13 protein-coding genes are annotated in these 14,837 nt (G+C 70.0%); 8 read left to right on the top strand and 5 right to left on the bottom strand.

Translation table 11 applies throughout. The features are described from left to right. Positions 1-16: 16 nt before the first annotated feature. Positions 17-1,348 carry a carbohydrate-binding protein gene (locus tag OWR29_RS41705; protein ID WP_267569135.1) on the top strand — a complete coding sequence of 444 codons (1,332 nt, stop codon included), beginning with the start codon at positions 17-19 and terminating at the stop codon, positions 1,346-1,348. Here OWR29_RS41705 and OWR29_RS41700 read toward each other — a convergent pair whose 3' ends face one another. From OWR29_RS41700 to OWR29_RS41690, 3 genes are all read right to left on the bottom strand, one after another. Beyond that, complete coding sequence (locus tag OWR29_RS41700) at positions 1,349-2,389, bottom strand: FAD-dependent oxidoreductase (protein ID WP_267569134.1); 1,041 nt, start codon at positions 2,387-2,389, stop codon at positions 1,349-1,351. Positions 2,390-2,450: 61 nt separating this feature from the next. Beyond that, the gene (locus tag OWR29_RS41695) at positions 2,451-3,221 is read right to left on the bottom strand and encodes an SCO2525 family SAM-dependent methyltransferase (RefSeq protein ID WP_267569133.1); all 771 of its coding nucleotides are present in this window, start codon (positions 3,219-3,221) and stop codon (positions 2,451-2,453) included. A 33-nt stretch (positions 3,222-3,254) separates the two neighbouring features. Continuing rightward, positions 3,255-4,451 (bottom strand): phospholipase D-like domain-containing protein, encoded by a 1,197-nt coding sequence (locus OWR29_RS41690; RefSeq protein WP_267569132.1) that lies wholly within the window; start codon positions 4,449-4,451, stop codon positions 3,255-3,257. Between OWR29_RS41690 and OWR29_RS41685 the strand changes: the two genes are divergently transcribed. The 7 genes from OWR29_RS41685 (at position 4,414) to OWR29_RS41655 (ending at position 11,748) form a co-directional block, all read left to right on the top strand. After that, on the top strand, positions 4,414-5,511 hold the full coding sequence (locus OWR29_RS41685) for an LLM class flavin-dependent oxidoreductase (protein WP_267569131.1): 1,098 nt from the start codon (positions 4,414-4,416) through the stop codon (positions 5,509-5,511). The genes OWR29_RS41690 and OWR29_RS41685 overlap by 38 nt on opposite strands. Continuing rightward, complete coding sequence (locus tag OWR29_RS41680) at positions 5,508-6,116, top strand: FMN reductase (RefSeq protein ID WP_267569130.1); 609 nt, start codon at positions 5,508-5,510, stop codon at positions 6,114-6,116. The genes OWR29_RS41685 and OWR29_RS41680 overlap by 4 nt, the downstream gene beginning before the upstream one ends. Positions 6,117-6,210: 94 nt before the next feature. Next, complete coding sequence (locus OWR29_RS41675; protein WP_267569129.1) at positions 6,211-6,783, top strand: histidine phosphatase family protein; 573 nt, start codon at positions 6,211-6,213, stop codon at positions 6,781-6,783. A 75-nt stretch (positions 6,784-6,858) separates the two neighbouring features. Further along, positions 6,859-8,667, top strand: a complete 1,809-nt coding sequence (locus OWR29_RS41670) for a LamG-like jellyroll fold domain-containing protein (RefSeq protein ID WP_267569128.1) — start codon at positions 6,859-6,861, stop codon at positions 8,665-8,667. A 27-nt stretch (positions 8,668-8,694) separates the two neighbouring features. Next, a complete protein-coding gene (locus OWR29_RS41665; RefSeq protein WP_267569127.1) occupies positions 8,695-10,107 on the top strand; it encodes an MFS transporter in 1,413 nt (470 codons plus the stop codon). Between the two features lie 25 nt (positions 10,108-10,132). Next, positions 10,133-10,663, top strand: coding sequence for an RNA polymerase sigma factor (locus tag OWR29_RS41660; RefSeq protein ID WP_267569126.1), 531 nt, complete (start codon positions 10,133-10,135; stop codon positions 10,661-10,663). Then, positions 10,660-11,748, top strand: coding sequence for a hypothetical protein (locus OWR29_RS41655; protein ID WP_267569125.1), 1,089 nt, complete (start codon positions 10,660-10,662; stop codon positions 11,746-11,748). Before OWR29_RS41660 ends, OWR29_RS41655 begins: the two co-directional genes overlap by 4 nt. 4 nt (positions 11,749-11,752) lie before the next feature. Here the strand turns inward: OWR29_RS41655 and OWR29_RS41650 are convergent, their stop codons facing one another. Both OWR29_RS41650 and OWR29_RS41645 read right to left on the bottom strand, forming a co-directional pair. Further along, positions 11,753-12,415 (bottom strand): FHA domain-containing protein, encoded by a 663-nt coding sequence (locus OWR29_RS41650; RefSeq protein ID WP_267569124.1) that lies wholly within the window; start codon positions 12,413-12,415, stop codon positions 11,753-11,755. 34 nt (positions 12,416-12,449) lie between these two features. Beyond that, the gene (locus tag OWR29_RS41645) at positions 12,450-14,825 is read right to left on the bottom strand and encodes a beta-glucosidase (protein ID WP_267569123.1); all 2,376 of its coding nucleotides are present in this window, start codon (positions 14,823-14,825) and stop codon (positions 12,450-12,452) included. Positions 14,826-14,837 lie beyond the last annotated feature (12 nt).

The raw sequence follows: 14,837 nt of genomic DNA, 5'->3' as shown, positions 1-14,837 counted from the left end.
CATCTAGGGAGTCGCCATGGGTGTCCGTCATCGATTGTTGGCGCTGGCCGCAGCGCTGGGAGTGGCCGCCGGCGGGTTCGCCGTCGCGGTGACGGGCGGGGGTGTCGCGTCCGCCGCGGTGGCCTGCTCGGGCACGGTCTGGCGCGAGGGCCCGACCTACACCGCGGGCCAGCAGGTCACGTACAACGCCCACCTCTACCAGGCGCTGGTCACCCACACCGCGTACGCGGGCACGGGCTGGAACCCGGCCGCCACCCCGACCCTGTGGCGCGACCTCGGCGCGTGCACCGGCGGCCCGACCACCCCGCCGCCCACCACGACTCCGCCGCCGAGCACTCCTCCGCCCACCACCCGGCCTCCGACGACTCCGCCGCCCACCACGACCCCGCCGCCCGTCGGCTGCGCGACCCGCGGCAAGCCGGCCGGCAAGGTGCTGCAGGGCTACTGGGAGAACTGGGACGGCGCGTCCAACGGCGTCCACCCCGGAATGGGCTGGATCCCGATCAACGACAGCCGGATCACCCAGCACGGGTACAACGTGCTGATGGCGGCCTTCCCGGTGATCCGCTCCGACGGCACGGTGCTGTGGGAGAACGGCATGGACGCGGGCGTCAAGGTGCCCACCGCGGCCGAGATCTGCGCGGCCAAGGCCCAGGGCGCGACCATTCTGATGTCGATCGGCGGCGCCACGGCCGGCGTCGACCTCAGCTCGGCCGCTGTGGCCGACCGGTTCGTGTCGACGATCGTGCCGATCCTGCGCCAGTACAACTTCGACGGCATCGACATCGACATCGAGACCGGCCTGACCGGCAGCGGTAACATCAACCAGCTGTCGACCTCGCAGGCCAACCTGATCCGGATCATCGACGGCGTGCTGGCCGCCATGCCGTCCAACTTCGGCCTGACCATGGCGCCCGAGACGGCGTACGTCACCGGCGGCAGCGTCACGTACGGCTCGATCTGGGGCTCGTACCTGCCGATCATCAAGAAGTACCTGGACAACGGCCGCCTGTGGTGGCTCAACATGCAGTACTACAACGGCTCGATGTACGGCTGCAGCGGTGACTCGTACGGCGCCGGCACGGTCCAGGGCTTCACCGTCCAGACCCAGTGCCTGAACAACGGCCTGACGATCCAGGGCACCACGATCCGCATCCCGTACGACAAGCAGGTGCCGGGCCTCCCGGCGCAGCCGGGCGCCGGCGGCGGCTACATGACGCCCGCGCTGGTCACCCAGGCCTACAACAGCGTCCCCGGCATCAAGGGCCTGATGACCTGGTCGATCAACTGGGACGGCTCGAAGGCCTGGACCTTCGGCGACAACGTGAAGCGCCTGCAGGGCCGCTGATCACATGAGCGTCCGGGCCGGTGCCGTCGCATCGGCCCGGACGTCGTCACCTAGTGCGGCCGGCCGCGACTTCTCGATGATGTCGGCCACGATCTCGGCCACCGCGTCGGCGCAGCCCCACGAGAGGCTGACGCCCGAGCCGCCATGCCCGTAGTTGTGCACGACGTGGTGATCGCCGAAGTCCTCGTGCTCCAGCCGGACCGTCGCGCGGTGCGGCCGGATGCCGACCCGTTCGCCGATCGGCCTGATGCCGGCGAGCTGCGGCAGCACCGCGCGGCAGCGTTCGAGGATCCGGCGGCTGACTTCGGGATCCGGCTGCCCGGCCGAGACCCCCTTCTCGGCGCTGCCGCCGAGCAGCAGGCGATCACCCTGAGGGAGCACATAGGTGGTCTCGCCGAGGTACGGGTCGGGCACATGCTCGACGAAGAATTCGCCGATCCCCGGGTTGGGCAGCACGACGAGCTGCCCTCGGATCGGCTGCATCTGCGTCTCGCCCGGGTCCAGGCGGTGCGCGCCGATGCCGGTGCAGTTCACCACGATGTCCGCCTCGGCGAATCCGGCCCTCAGCGATTCCACCGTCCGTATCCTCGTGTCGACGCCGTGGTCGCGGAGCTGGTGACCGAGCCACGCGAGGTACGGCGGCATCTCGATGAGCAGCGACCGGTATCGCCACCCGGAGACGAACCCGGGCGGCAGTTCACCGAGGCCGCATTCGCGATAGTCAGGAAGGTCGAGCGCCCAGGCCGGCGCCGACGCCGGGACACGCGACGCTTCGACGCCGTGGAGTTGTCGAGCCCAGGCGTGACCCTCGTCGTGCAACCGTTCGAATTCGCGCCGGGTGGCCGCGGCCCACTCGTCGCGCTGCCTGTGCTCGGCCATGTACGGATCGAAGATGGCCCCCGCCGCGAACGAGCAGGTCTCCGTCGTCTCGCGGGAAGTCCAGATCATCACGTCGAGGCCGCGCCGGGCCAGCCGGAGGGCCGTGGTCAGGCCGATGACGCCGGCGCCGACGACCAGTACATCCGCTCGCGTGGAGACCATTTTCTGAGCGTAGCCGTCGTGCGCACCCGCGCCTCGGACGCTTTCCCTCCGGCCGCGCGTGTCATTTCCGGCGGCCCGTGGCCACGATCATGCCGTCGTAACCCGGGCGCAGACCCTCGCTCGTCACGCGTTCGATCATCACGTTGCGCGCCACCGGTGCGAGGGCGCGGCTGACGTCGTCCTCATTGATCGAGCAGGCGGGAAAGTGCTTTCCGGCCACGTCGTAACCGAACGAGTGGCGCATGAAAGCGGCTGCGAAGGGCGCGTTGCGCCGGAGCGCGTTGACGAACAGCCGGGTGGCCCGCTCGAACTCGTCGGTCCGGGTGGTGATCGATTCCGCCACGAAGAACATGGTGCCGACGTCGTACCTCTCCGGCGCCAGACTGAAGACGTTGCCGCGTTCGACCCGGACCCGCCCGTGCAGGGTCTCCATCGGCTCCTTGATCGGGGCGTAGGCCGACCGGCCGGCCGAGATGACCTTCCAGAACAGCTGCCAGGACCGGTGTGGCAGACCCAGTTCGGCCGCCAGCCACTCACGGTTGGTGAACGACCGCTCGACCAGGGTGACCTGGGAGGCGTACGGCAGCATGACCATCGCCGGATAGAGATTCGCGCCCGAACCGACATCGATGGCCCGGCCCATGTCCGACGGGGGTGGATTGCCGTCGAAGAAGTCGGCGACGATCTCGATGATGGCGGTGTCGTCCGCCCGCAGCTCGCCGTAGTTGTGACTGAAGTAGGCAGCCGAATTGAAGGCGTCCCAGTCGACCTCGCCGTTCCCTGAGCGTTCGGCCACATTGACCGGTGACATCATGGAACGCGGATAGCTCACGGGGCCTCCTCCGTCGAATCGCCCTTCGGATCGCTAGCGCGCCACCGGGGGCGAGTCAACGTGATCAGCATCCGAAGCCACGACCTCGGGATCGTGGGCGGCGGCCCACAGATCCTCGAATCGCTTCTTACGCTTTTCCGTAAGGATGGGATTGGACACCAGAGCGACATTGTTGATCGAGGGGGTCACGTCGCTCCGCAGCACCCTTGCTGTCTGAAGTTCGTAGCTTACCTTCTGATCGAAGAGGATGAAGTCCTCAAGATCCTTCCGATAGAGGAAGGGCACGTCGTCGTGCCGCAGCACCTTGATCTCCACATCGATCTTCCGGTGCGGTTCCAGCAGGCGCTTCAGCCGTACGGCATCGGTGGCGTCGTCGGTGAGCAGAAAGAGTCGGCGAATACGCACGTTGCGCTCGATCGCCTGCCGCTGCCGGTCGAGATACCGCAGTCCCAGTTCGCTCGACCAGAAGTCGCCCTCATCCACGAAATTGTGCGTGGTATCGAACGAGGTCATGCTCGTCGCGTCGATGCTGATCGTCGCGGCGTCGGTGAGGTCGAGCAGCCAATCGGGGTTCTCGCCCTCGTGGTCGGCCCGTCCGGAGCGCAGGCCCTCGACCAGTGTCGTGAGCCCGTCCAGCTGACGGTGCGCGAACCGCAGCAGGAACTCCTCCTTGGGATCCATCCGCCCGACCGACTCGACCAGGCGGACGACGCTGTCGCGGCCGAGGAGGCGCTCGACCCGAGCCAGGTGCGTGGCTGCCTCGCTGATGCCCTGGATCTTCTCGGCCAGGCTCTGGGCGTCCCTCGAGCCGTCGTCGCCGATGGCTCGCACCAGTTTTCGTGACTGCTCGGACGACTCGATGAGGAACTGGACGATCACCACGACCCCGGCCACGAAGATCGATATCGTCAGCTGCCAGATTTCCGGCTGGTCGGTCGCGTTGGTGAGGAAGTAGGTCAGGCCACCCGCGATGCTCGTGACCATGATTTTGATCAGGATCTGCACGTGTACTCCCCAGAGTCCGTTGCAGCAATCACAGCCGATGACCAGAACCTCACGCAACGCACATGTGGGTGGAGATGTGACCCGCGCCGCAGCGCACTTCCTTAAGTTTTGAAATAGTTCGGCCGTCAGGGTGGTTGTGCGGGTCAGTAAACGGGATGCATCGAGTCCCGGCGGAGAGGGAGCGGTCATGCAGTTCGGAATCTTCAGCGTCAGCGACATCACCACCGACCCGACCACCGGGCACACGCCGTCCGAGGCCGAGCGCATCAAGAACATCGTGACCATCGCCAAGCACGCGGAAGAGGTCGGCCTCGACGTCTTCGCGCTCGGCGAGCACCACAACGAGCCGTTCTTCTCGTCCTCGCCGACCACTACGCTTGCCTACATCGCCGCGCAGACCGACAAGCTGCTGCTCAGCACGGCCACCACGCTGATCACCACCAACGACCCGGTGAAGATCGCCGAGGACTACGCGATGCTGCAGCACCTGTCCGGCGGCCGCGTCGACCTGACCATGGGCCGCGGCAACACCGGGCCGGTCTACCCCTGGTTCGGCAAAGACATCCGGGCCGGCATCCCGCTCGCGATCGAGAACTACGCGCTGCTGCACAAGCTGTGGCGTGAGCACGTCGTCGACTGGCAGGGCAAGTTCCGTACGCCGCTGCAGTCCTTCACCTCGACGCCGCGCCCGCTCGACGAGGTGCCGCCATTCGTGTGGCACGGCTCGATCCGCAGCCCCGAGATCGCCGAGCAGGCCGCGTTCTACGGCGACGGCTTCTTCGCCAACCACATCTTCTGGCCGGCCTCGCACACCCAGCGGATGGTCGAGCTCTACCGGCAGCGCTTCGCCCACTACGGCCACGGCGACCCCGACCAGGCCATCGTCGGCCTCGGCGGCCAGGTGTTCATCAACAAGAACAGCCAGGACGCGGTCAAGCAGTTCCGCCCGTACTTCGACAACGCGCCCGTCTACGGCCACGGCCCGTCGCTCGAGGACTTCACCCGCGAGACGCCGCTCACCGTCGGCAGCCCGCAGCAGGTCATCGACCGCACGCTCGGCTTCCGCGACTACGTGGGCGACTACCAGCGCCAGCTGTTCCTGATGGACCACGCCGGCCTGCCGCTCAAGACGGTCCTCGAGCAGCTCGACCTGCTCGGCGAAGAGGTCGTGCCCGTGCTCCGCAAGGAGTTCGCCGCCCTCAAGCCGGCCCACGTGCCGGACGCGCCCACCCACGCCTCGCTCCTCGCGAAGAAGCTGGCCGCCAAGGAAGAAGTAGCCGCATGAAGCAGCGCACCCTGGTCGTCGTCTCGGCCGGCCTGAGCCAGCCGTCGTCGACCCGCCTGCTCGCCGACCAGCTCGCTGCCGCCACCGCGGCGGCGGGCGAGGCCCGCGAGATCGAGTTCGTCGTCACGACGATCGAGCTGCGGGACCTGGCCCACGACATCATGAACCACATGCTCACCGGCTTCCCGCCCGGCGCCCTCAAGGAAGCCCTGGACGCGGTGGCCGGCGCCGATGCCGTCATCGCCGTGTCGCCGATCTTCACGGCGAGCTACAGCGGTCTGTTCAAGTCGTTCTTCGACGTCGTCGACAAGGACGCGCTGGTCGACAAGCCGGTGCTGATCGCCGCGACGGCCGGGACGGCCCGCCACTCGCTGGCGCTCGAGCACGCCCTGCGCCCGATGTTCGCGTACCTGCGGGCCGTTGTCGTTCCCACCTCGGTCTTCGCCGCCAGCGACGACTGGGGCGCCGACTCGGCCGAGGGCTTCCTGCAGTCGCGCATCACCCGCGCCGCGGCCGAGCTCGCCACCGAGGTCGGCCGCCGCGAGGCCGCCACGGTGACCGACCCGTTCGCTCTGACAGTCGATTTCGAAGATCTGCTCAAGTAAAAGGAAATGGCGGCTCCGCACACGCGGGGCCGCCATTTTCGTGTCCCGCGGCGGGCGCCGGGGTACAAAGAACCGAAGCGACGAAGGAGTCACCATGGGCGAGATCGTGCTGATCCGGCACGGGCAGACCGAGTGGAGCGCCAACGGCCGCCACACCTCGTACACCGATCTCGACCTGACCGAGGAGGGCGAGCGCCAGGCGCGAGCCGTCGCCGACCGGGTCAAGGACCGCAAGTTCGTGGCCGTCATCTCCAGCCCGCGCCACCGCGCCCTGCGCACCGCCGAGCTGGCCGGCCTCAAGGTCACCGAGACGACCGACGACCTGGTGGAGTGGAACTACGGCGAGTACGAGGGCATCACCTCGGCCGAGATCCACAAGACCGACCCGGACTGGTGGCTGTTCCGCGACGGGGCGCCCGGCGGCGAGACCCCGGCCCAGATCTCCGAGCGCATCGACCGCGTACTGGCAAAGGTCCGGCCCCTGCTCGAGCAGGGTGACGTGGCGCTGATCGGGCACGGGCACGCGCTGCGGGTGGTCGGGGCGCGCTGGGTCGGGATGCCGGCCGAAGGCGGCGGGCGGCTCAAGCTGGGCACCGCTACGCTGTCGATCCTCGGCTTCGACCACGGCCGCACCGCCATCGACGTCTGGAATTCCCCCTGCGGCTAAGCGAGCCCCGGAAGATCACGCAAGCTTTGCATCGACGCCGCCTGATGTTGCGCTGCGGCCGAGATATTGAGCTGCGTGGAACGAAGGAATCTTCTGAGGGCCGCCGTCGCCGCGCCCGCCGCAACACTCGTCACGACCGCCGCCGCCGGTGTGGCGCCCGCTCAGGCCTCGGGCGGCCGGTTCGACGACGACAGCCCGCGCTTCGCGATCGCTGTCCTGCCCGACACCCAGTACCTGTTCGACGCCGACAGCGCCGACCCGGCGCCCCTGCGTGAGACCTTCGGCTACCTGCTGGAGCAGCGCGCCGAGGACAACATCGCCTTCCTGACCCACCTGGGCGACGTCACCGAGCACGGCACCGAGCCAGAGATCGTGCTGGCCGGCCAGACCTTCACGAAGATCGACGGCAAGCTGCCGTACAGCGTGCTGGCCGGCAACCACGACATCGACGGTTCGAAGGACGACCAGCGCGGCCCCAGCGCGTACCTGTCGCAATTCGGTCCTCAGCGGCAGAGCAAGTCCAAGACCTTCCTGGGCGCCTCGAAGGACGGCTACAACAGCGCCCACCTGATCGAGGCGGCCGGCCGGAAGTGGCTGATTCTGGCCCTCGACTGGCGCATCTCGGACAGCGGCATCGAGTGGGCGCAGGGCCTGATCAACCAGCACGCCAAGACGCCGACGATCGTCACGACGCACGACCTCGCGTACGCGGACGACGCCGGTCAGGCGTACCTCTCGGGCAACGGTCAGCGGATGTGGGACAAGCTCGTCAAGGGCAACGACCAGATCTTCCTGACGCTGAACGGGCACTACTGGCCGCCCGGCCGCACCGTGCTGAAGAACGACGCCGGCCACGACGTCCACGTGCACATCACCAACTACCAGGACAGGTACTACGGCGGCGCCGGCATGATCCGGCTCTACCGCTTCGACCTGGTGCGCAACCGCATCGACGTCGAGACCTTCGCGCCCTGGTTCCTGGCCCGCGACCCCTCCAAGCGCACTCCGCTCGAGGCCGAGACGATCGAGCTGACCAGCGACGTCGACCGGTTCAGCCTGGAGTTCGACTTCGACGCGCGCTTCCCGCCGGCCAAGCCCGGTCCGCGTCCGGCCGCCCAGGTGGTCGACCGGCACACCGCCGCCTACTGGCGGTTCGACGCGGCGGGCCAGTCGGTGGCCGACGGCGCCACGGTCAAGGACCTGAGCGGTAAGGGCAACCACTTGACCGTACGGCGTCTCGCGAACAGCACCGACCAGACGCTCACCCTCAGCCAGGAGCACCACGTCGGCGCGCCCGCCCACGCCAGCCTGAAGTTCGACGGCGGCAAGGGCCCCGACCGCGGCGCGATTCTGCAGACCGCGGCCGGCGCCCCGATCACGACGGCCAAGTTCCTCGGCGGCTACACCATCGAGGCGTTCATCAAGCTGCCCGAGCCGTTCGAGGGCGACCACGCCTGGATGGGCATTCTGAGCTGGGAGGGCCGGGCCGGCGACGCGGGCAAGCACAGCGGCTGGTCGGACCTCGAGCCCACCTGCAGCCTCAACGTCTCGGGTGAGCGGTTCCTGCAGTACGTGCTCTACTCCGAGGTCGGCGACCACAACCCGACCTCGTGGAGCCACGCCATGCCGACCGGCGTCTGGCAGCACCTAGCGGTCGTCAACGACGGCAAGCGCTCGATCGTCTACATCAACGGCTCCAAGATCGCGCGTAACCCCACCCAGCCCGCGCAGGGCATCGCCACGCTCGGCCTGCCCTTCACGATCGGCGCCACGTCGTTCGACCTGAAGTACGGGCAGGGCTTCTACGGCTGGATCGGCGACGTGCGGATCACGAGCCGCGCCCTGCGCCCGGCCCAGTTCCTGCCCGGGGGTCACTACCGCTGACCTCGCGGCACCGCCGATGATCGGGGGATGGACAGGAAGGCCCGGAGTCTCGCACTGCTGGTCGCCGGGGCCTTCTTCATGGAGATCCTCGACGCGACGGTGATGGCCCCGGCGGCGCCCCACATCGCCGAGGACCTCGGGGTGCCGCCGGTCACGGTCAACGTGGCGATCACCGCCTACCTGCTCACGCTGGCCGTCTTCATCCCGATCAGCGGCTGGCTGACCGAGCGGTTCGGGGCCCGCCGGGTCTTCACCGTCGCGATCGTCGTGTTCACGCTGGCCTCGGCCGGTTGTGCCCTCGCGGTCAACCTGCCGATGCTGGTCGGCACCCGGGTGCTGCAGGGCGTCGGCGGCGCCCTCATGGTGCCGGTCGGCCGCCTGGTGGTCATCCGGACGACGGCAAAAACCGATCTCGTACGGGCCATCGCGTACCTGACCTGGCCGGCGCTCACCGCTCCCTTGATCGCGCCCGCGCTCGGCGGCGTGCTCAGCACGTACGCCAGCTGGCGCCTGATCTTCCTGGTCAACGTCCCGCTCGGCCTGATCGCGCTGCCGCTGGCCCGCCGCCTGATCCCCGACGTCCGCTCGGACGCTCCGGTCCGCCTCGACCGCCGCGGCTTCCTGCTCGTCGCCGCGGGCACGGCCGCCCTGGTGGCCGGCCTGGAAGGCGTGGCCGAGCAGCACCCGCGCTGGCCGCTGGCCGCCGCCCTGCTGGTGGCCGCCGCGGCCACGCTGGCCTTCACCGTGCGCTACCTGCGTCGTACCGCGAACCCGCTGGTCGACCTACGCATCCTGCGCGTTCGCACCTATCGCGTCACAGCCCTCGGCGGTTCCGTCTTCCGGGCCGTCATGAACGCGATCCCGTTCCTGCTCCCGCTGCTGTTCCAGCTCGCCTTCGGCTGGACGGCGGCCCAGGCCGGGCTGGTGGTGATCGCGCTCTTCGCCGGCAATGTCGGCATCAAGCCCGTGACCACCCCGCTGATGCGCCGCTTCGGCATGCGCCCGGTCATGCTCGGCGCCGTCCTGGCCTCGGCCGCCGGTCTGCTCGCCCTGGCCTCGCTCACCGAGTCGACCCCGCTGCTGCTGATCATCGTGGTGCTGGCGCTGAGCGGCACGTTCCGCTCGATCGGCTTCACCACCTACAACACGGTCGCCTTCGCCGACGTCCCACCCGAGCGTATGACCAGCGCCAACACGCTGATGTCGACGATCCAGGAACTGGGCGCCGGCCTGGGCGTCGCGCTGGGCGCCCTTCTCGTACGCCTGGGCGCCACCTTCACCGAGGACACGGAGCCCCGCTTCCGCTTTGCCTTCCTCGCCCTCGCCGCCCTGCTGATCGTCCCCGCCGTGGAGGCTTTCCGTCTTCCCGCTGCGGCTGGCAACGTCGTCGCGGGCCGCTCGAAGCCGGCCGGAAATCGGGGCGGCCGTACGGGAACATGACTGTCGTGAATCGACAAGTACGGGTATGACGCCGATACGGGCCGCCGCGCAGCGGGAGGAACTCGCTGAGCTGTTCGACCGGCATGCGCGCGAGTTGCTGCGGTACTGCACGCGCCGGGTGGGGGCGCAGCTGGCCGAGGACGTGGTGGCCGAGACGTTCCTGGTGGCCCACGAGCGGCGGGACAGGTTCGATCCCGAGCGGGGCGAGTGGCTGCCCTGGCTGTACGGGATCGCGACGAACCTGTTGCGGCGGCATCGGCGGGCCGAGATGCAGGCGCTGCGCGACAACATGCGGGCGGTGGCGGGCGACGAGGCGGGGCACGACGAGGCCGCGGCGCAGCGGGTGGACGCCGAGCGGTCGGTGGCGCGCCTGTCCGCCGTACTGGCGAAGTTGCCGGCCCGTCAGCGGGACGTGCTGATGCTGTTCGCCGTGGCCGAGCTCGAGTACGCGGAGATCGCCGAGGCGCTGGGGATTCCGCTCGGATCGGTGCAGTCGGCGCTGCACCGGGCGCGGACCAAGGTGCGGGCGGCTCTGGACAAGGACGGTGCGCGATGAAGCACAGCGACGAGGACCTGGTCGCCGTCCGCGACCTGCCGCCGGGGGTGACCGAGCCGTCGGACGAGGCGCTGGCCCGGGTCCGGCAGCGGGTCTTCGCCCAGCCGGCGCCGCGACGGCTCGCCTGGCCGCTGACCGTGCGGCGGTTCTGGGTGCCGATCGCCGCCGCGGCGGCAGTGCTGCTGGTCGTCGGCGTGGGGCTGGCCTATCTGCGGCCGCGGGCGATCGGGCAGCCGCATCCGGTGTCGTCCGACCCGGCGACGGTGCGGCGCGTGTTCGACAAGCTGATCGCGGCGGCCGGGAACGCCACGCCCTACCGCCCCCGAGCCGGGCAGCTCGTCTATCAGGACGACCGGTTGGTGGAGCTCGATGCCCTGGACGGGCGGCCGTTCGAGTATCACATCGTGAACTGGATCGAGCCGGCCAGCACGACCTACGTCGGGTCGACCCGGCTCGGGCCGGGTGCGCCGGCGAGCACGCCACCCGGGGTCTGGGCGTCGGAGAACGCGAAGGACCGCTTCCGGTCCACGCCGCTCAGCGAGCGGCCGCTCCTCGAGCTGACCGACTTCCTCGACGGCCCGGCCGACCCGGTGGCGGCCCGGCGCGAGCTCATCGACCTGATCCGGACCGATACCGCCGTACCCGAGGACGACCAGGTCTGGGGCGCAATCTACGAGATGGCGGTTCTCGACGCGCTCATTCCGGTGGAGCGGCGCAAAGCCCTCTACCAGGTGCTGGCGGGGCTTCCGGTCGGCGTCGGCGAAACGGGGGTGGACGGCCGCCGCCTGGTGATCGTTCGCTTCGCCACGCCGGCCGGAGGCTTCGTCGGCTCCCTCGGCGAGGACAAGGTGTACGACCTGCTGATCGACCCGGTCACCGGGACCATCGCCGGCACCCAGGTGCTGCTGGCCGATCCGGCCGCGGCGGAAACGCCGGCCCGGGTCGCCGTCGAGCTCACTGGCCCGTCCGTCTCGGGCTCGACGCCGGCGCTGGTCCCGCTTGCGCCCGGCGCCGTCGACCCGGCGCTCGTCCGGCGCGACCTCTACAGTTTCGGCCTGGTCGAGGACATCGGCCAGCGCCCCTGACGGCTCAGCGCAGGCGGAGCGTGAGCACCGTGCCGCCGACCTCGATGGTGTCGCCGGGGCGCAGGTCGACGGTGGCGATCGGGTGGCCGTTGACCCGGGTGCCGTTGTGCGATCCGAGGTCGGTCAGGGTGATCCGGTCGTCGTGGACCTCGATGATCAGGTGCCGGCGGGAGACGCCGGGGTCGCGCAGGCGCACGCCGGCCTCACGGTCGCGGCCCAGCACGGTCAGGCCGGACGGCAGACCCCAGGCCTGACCCTCGGCGCTGACCAGCGTGGCCACGGCGTCGTCCGGGGGAGGGGCCCGGCGGGGCGAGGGCGGGTCGGGTTCGAGCAGGGCGGCCACCCGGAACGTGCCCGTGTCGAGGTCGTCGCCCTGGAAGACCTCGACCGAGACGTCGCCGTAGACGATCCAGGCCTGCTCGGCGATCAGCGCCGCCTGGTGGGTGGCCAGCTCTTGCGCCAGCTGGGCGGCGTGCGGGGCCCAGCGGCGGTGGTCGTACGCCGACAGCCCGACCGTGTAGTGGTTGGGCACCATGGCGCGGCCGCCCGCCAGCAGCGCCTTGTGCCGTTCGGCCTCGCGGCGCATGGCGTCCAGAATGTCCGCCGGGCGCACCGCACCGGAGGGCTCGAGCCTCTCGAGCCCCACACGTTCGGGCGCTGCGGTCACGGGTGCCGAGTATGCCAGGCGAAGTCAGCCTCGATCAGGAGACCGCCGCCCGGATGTCGCCCAGACCCCGGGCGACCAGGAACTCGCCGCCGTCGGCGAGCCGGTCCGACCAGGTTTGTGCCTCGGCGTCCCACCGGCGCCACAGCCGGCGGTCGGTGCGGACGGTCACCCGCGCCGACTTGCCCGGCTCGACCGTCACGGAGGTCCACCCGACCAGGCGTACGGGCTCGTCGGGCTCCACCGGCCGCAGGTAGACCTGCACGACCTCACGGCTCTCGTGCCGCCCGATGTTGCGCACGGTCACCGTAATCGCGGGCGCATCGCCGGTGACCAGCCGCACGTCGGTGTACTCCCACTCGCCGTACCCGAGCCCGTGGCCCAGCCAGAACGCCGGCTCCGCAGCCTTCGCGGCGAAGTGCCCGCGGTAACCGATGAACGTGCCCTCGGTGTACTCGAGCCGGCCGTCGACCGGCGTCACCGACCACGCCGGGGCGGCCTCGTCGGCGGCCGGGAACGTGGTGACCAGGCGCCCGGCCGGTTCGATGTCGCCCAGCAGGGCGGCCGCCACGGCGTGCCCGCCTTCCTGCCCGGGCAGGCCGGCCCACAGCACGGCGTCGACCCGGGACAGCCACGGCATGAGCACCGGGGTGGCCGCGTTGACCACCACGACCGTACGGCGGGCGGCCCCGGCCACGGCCTCGACCAGCGCGTCCTGGGCGCCGGGCAGGCGCAGCGTGGTCTTGTCGACCGATTCGGTCTCCTGCTCCTCGGTCAGGCCGACCACGACCACCGCCACGTCGGCGCCGGCGGCGGCCCGGACCGCGTCGTCGATCACGTCGACCGTCTCCCGCGACGCGGCCTTGCCGATCAGCCCGTACAAGCCCATGCCGTCGATCGCCACCTCGGCCTCGAGCCGGCCCGGAGCCGCGGACGGGACGAATGTGCGGCTGGGCGGGGTGAGGACGTCCTCGCCGATGCCGGTGCCCGAGGTGCGCAGGCTGAACGCCGTGCCGTCGGACACCTTCCAGTCGCCGACGCCGATGACACCCAGCTCGGCCGGCCCGTCGCTGTGCACGTCGGCCACCAGGCGGGCCGAGACGACCGTACCGGGGAAGTCGTCGTCCATCCCGATCATGGTCTTGGCCTGGGCGCAGAAGCGTCGTTCGAGCTCATCGCCGGCGGCGTCGTAGAGGATCACGTCGATGCCGGGCTTGCCGTTGGAGGGTGCGGTCAGGAAACCCCCGCGAGCCGGTACGGGCTGGGTGCGCACGTCCACGCCGTCGATCACCGTGACCTGGTCGCCGAGCCGTTCGCTCAGCCCCTCGGCCACGCTGACCTGGTACGGCGGGTTCACCCCGGCCGAGCCGCCGCCCATGGTGATCGTCTCGACGGCGTGCCGCCCGATCAACGCCACCGATGCCGACCGGTCGAGGGGCAGCAGGTCGTGGTCGTTCTTGAGCACGGTGATACCGCGCGCCGCCAACCTGGTCAGCTGCTCACGCCGTACGGGGGAACTGGGGTCTGGAAGGTCTTCGGGGTATTCGCGCGGCGTGCCCAGCGCACCCACCCGCTCGGCCAGGCGCAGCAACCGCGTGACGTGGTCGTCGATGGTCGCCTCGTCGACCTCGCCCGCCTTGACCGCCGCGATCAGCGCATCACCCCACGGCCCACCCGGACCGGGCATGACCAGGTCGAGCCCGCCGTTCGCGGCCGGCGCCGCCGTCTTGGTGGCGAACCAGTCGGACATGATCAGCCCCTGGTAGCCCCACGAACCCTTGACGACCTGGTTGTTCACGTAGTCGTTCTCGGTCGCCGCCACGCCGTTGACGTCGTTGTAGGCGCCCATGATCGACCACGCGTCGGCGTCCTCGACGGCGATCTCGAACGGCAGCAGGTACAGCTCGTGCAGCGTCTTCGGGTCGACGACCGAGTTCACCGTGTTGCGCTCGGTCTCGCTCTCGTTGGCCACCAGGTGCTTGAGGCAGGCGCCGACGCCGCTCTCCTGCAGGCCGCGCACATAGGCGGCGGCGAGCTTGCCGGTGAGCAGCGGATCTTCCGAGTACGCCTCGAAGAGCCGGCCGCCGAGCGCGGTGCGGTGCAGGTTGATCGTCGGGCCGAGCACGACGTGCACCTGCTGGGCCATCGCCTCCTCGGCCAGGAGCTTTCCCACCTCGTACGCGGTCTGCTCATCCCACGTCGAGGCGAGCAGCGTCGCGTTGGGGAACAGGGTGACCACCCGGCCGCCGGTGAACTTGAGACCGCGTACGCCGGTCGGGCCGTCGGAGAAGTTCATCGCGTGCAGGCCGATACTGGGCTCATCGGCCAGCGTGAACGTCGAGGCCCCGGTCAGCAGGCGCACCTTGGCCGGAAGGTCGAGCGATTTGACGAGGGCGGCGAGGTCGGACGTCATGACCCCATGGTT

The organism is Paractinoplanes pyxinae, assembly GCF_026626335.1.
Taxonomy (GTDB): Bacteria; Actinomycetota; Actinomycetes; order Mycobacteriales; family Micromonosporaceae; genus Actinoplanes; species Actinoplanes pyxinae.
Note: the sequence above shows the minus strand (reverse complement) of the source record. Positions and strands in the feature narration are given on the sequence as shown.

What these genes read in the sequence shown, in the direction of transcription:
- OWR29_RS41705 (WP_267569135.1), top strand. Translation starts at nt 17, where the DNA reads ATGGGTGTCCGTCATCGATTGTTGGCGCTGGCCGCAGCGCTGGGAGTG.
- OWR29_RS41700 (WP_267569134.1), bottom strand. Translation starts at nt 2,389, where the DNA reads ATGGTCTCCACGCGAGCGGATGTACTGGTCGTCGGCGCCGGCGTCATC.
- OWR29_RS41685 (WP_267569131.1), top strand. Translation starts at nt 4,414, where the DNA reads ATGCAGTTCGGAATCTTCAGCGTCAGCGACATCACCACCGACCCGACC.
- OWR29_RS41680 (WP_267569130.1), top strand. Translation starts at nt 5,508, where the DNA reads ATGAAGCAGCGCACCCTGGTCGTCGTCTCGGCCGGCCTGAGCCAGCCG.
- OWR29_RS41675 (WP_267569129.1), top strand. Translation starts at nt 6,211, where the DNA reads ATGGGCGAGATCGTGCTGATCCGGCACGGGCAGACCGAGTGGAGCGCC.
- OWR29_RS41665 (WP_267569127.1), top strand. Translation starts at nt 8,695, where the DNA reads ATGGACAGGAAGGCCCGGAGTCTCGCACTGCTGGTCGCCGGGGCCTTC.
- OWR29_RS41660 (WP_267569126.1), top strand. Translation starts at nt 10,133, where the DNA reads ATGACGCCGATACGGGCCGCCGCGCAGCGGGAGGAACTCGCTGAGCTG.
- OWR29_RS41655 (WP_267569125.1), top strand. Translation starts at nt 10,660, where the DNA reads ATGAAGCACAGCGACGAGGACCTGGTCGCCGTCCGCGACCTGCCGCCG.
- OWR29_RS41645 (WP_267569123.1), bottom strand. Translation starts at nt 14,825, where the DNA reads ATGACGTCCGACCTCGCCGCCCTCGTCAAATCGCTCGACCTTCCGGCC.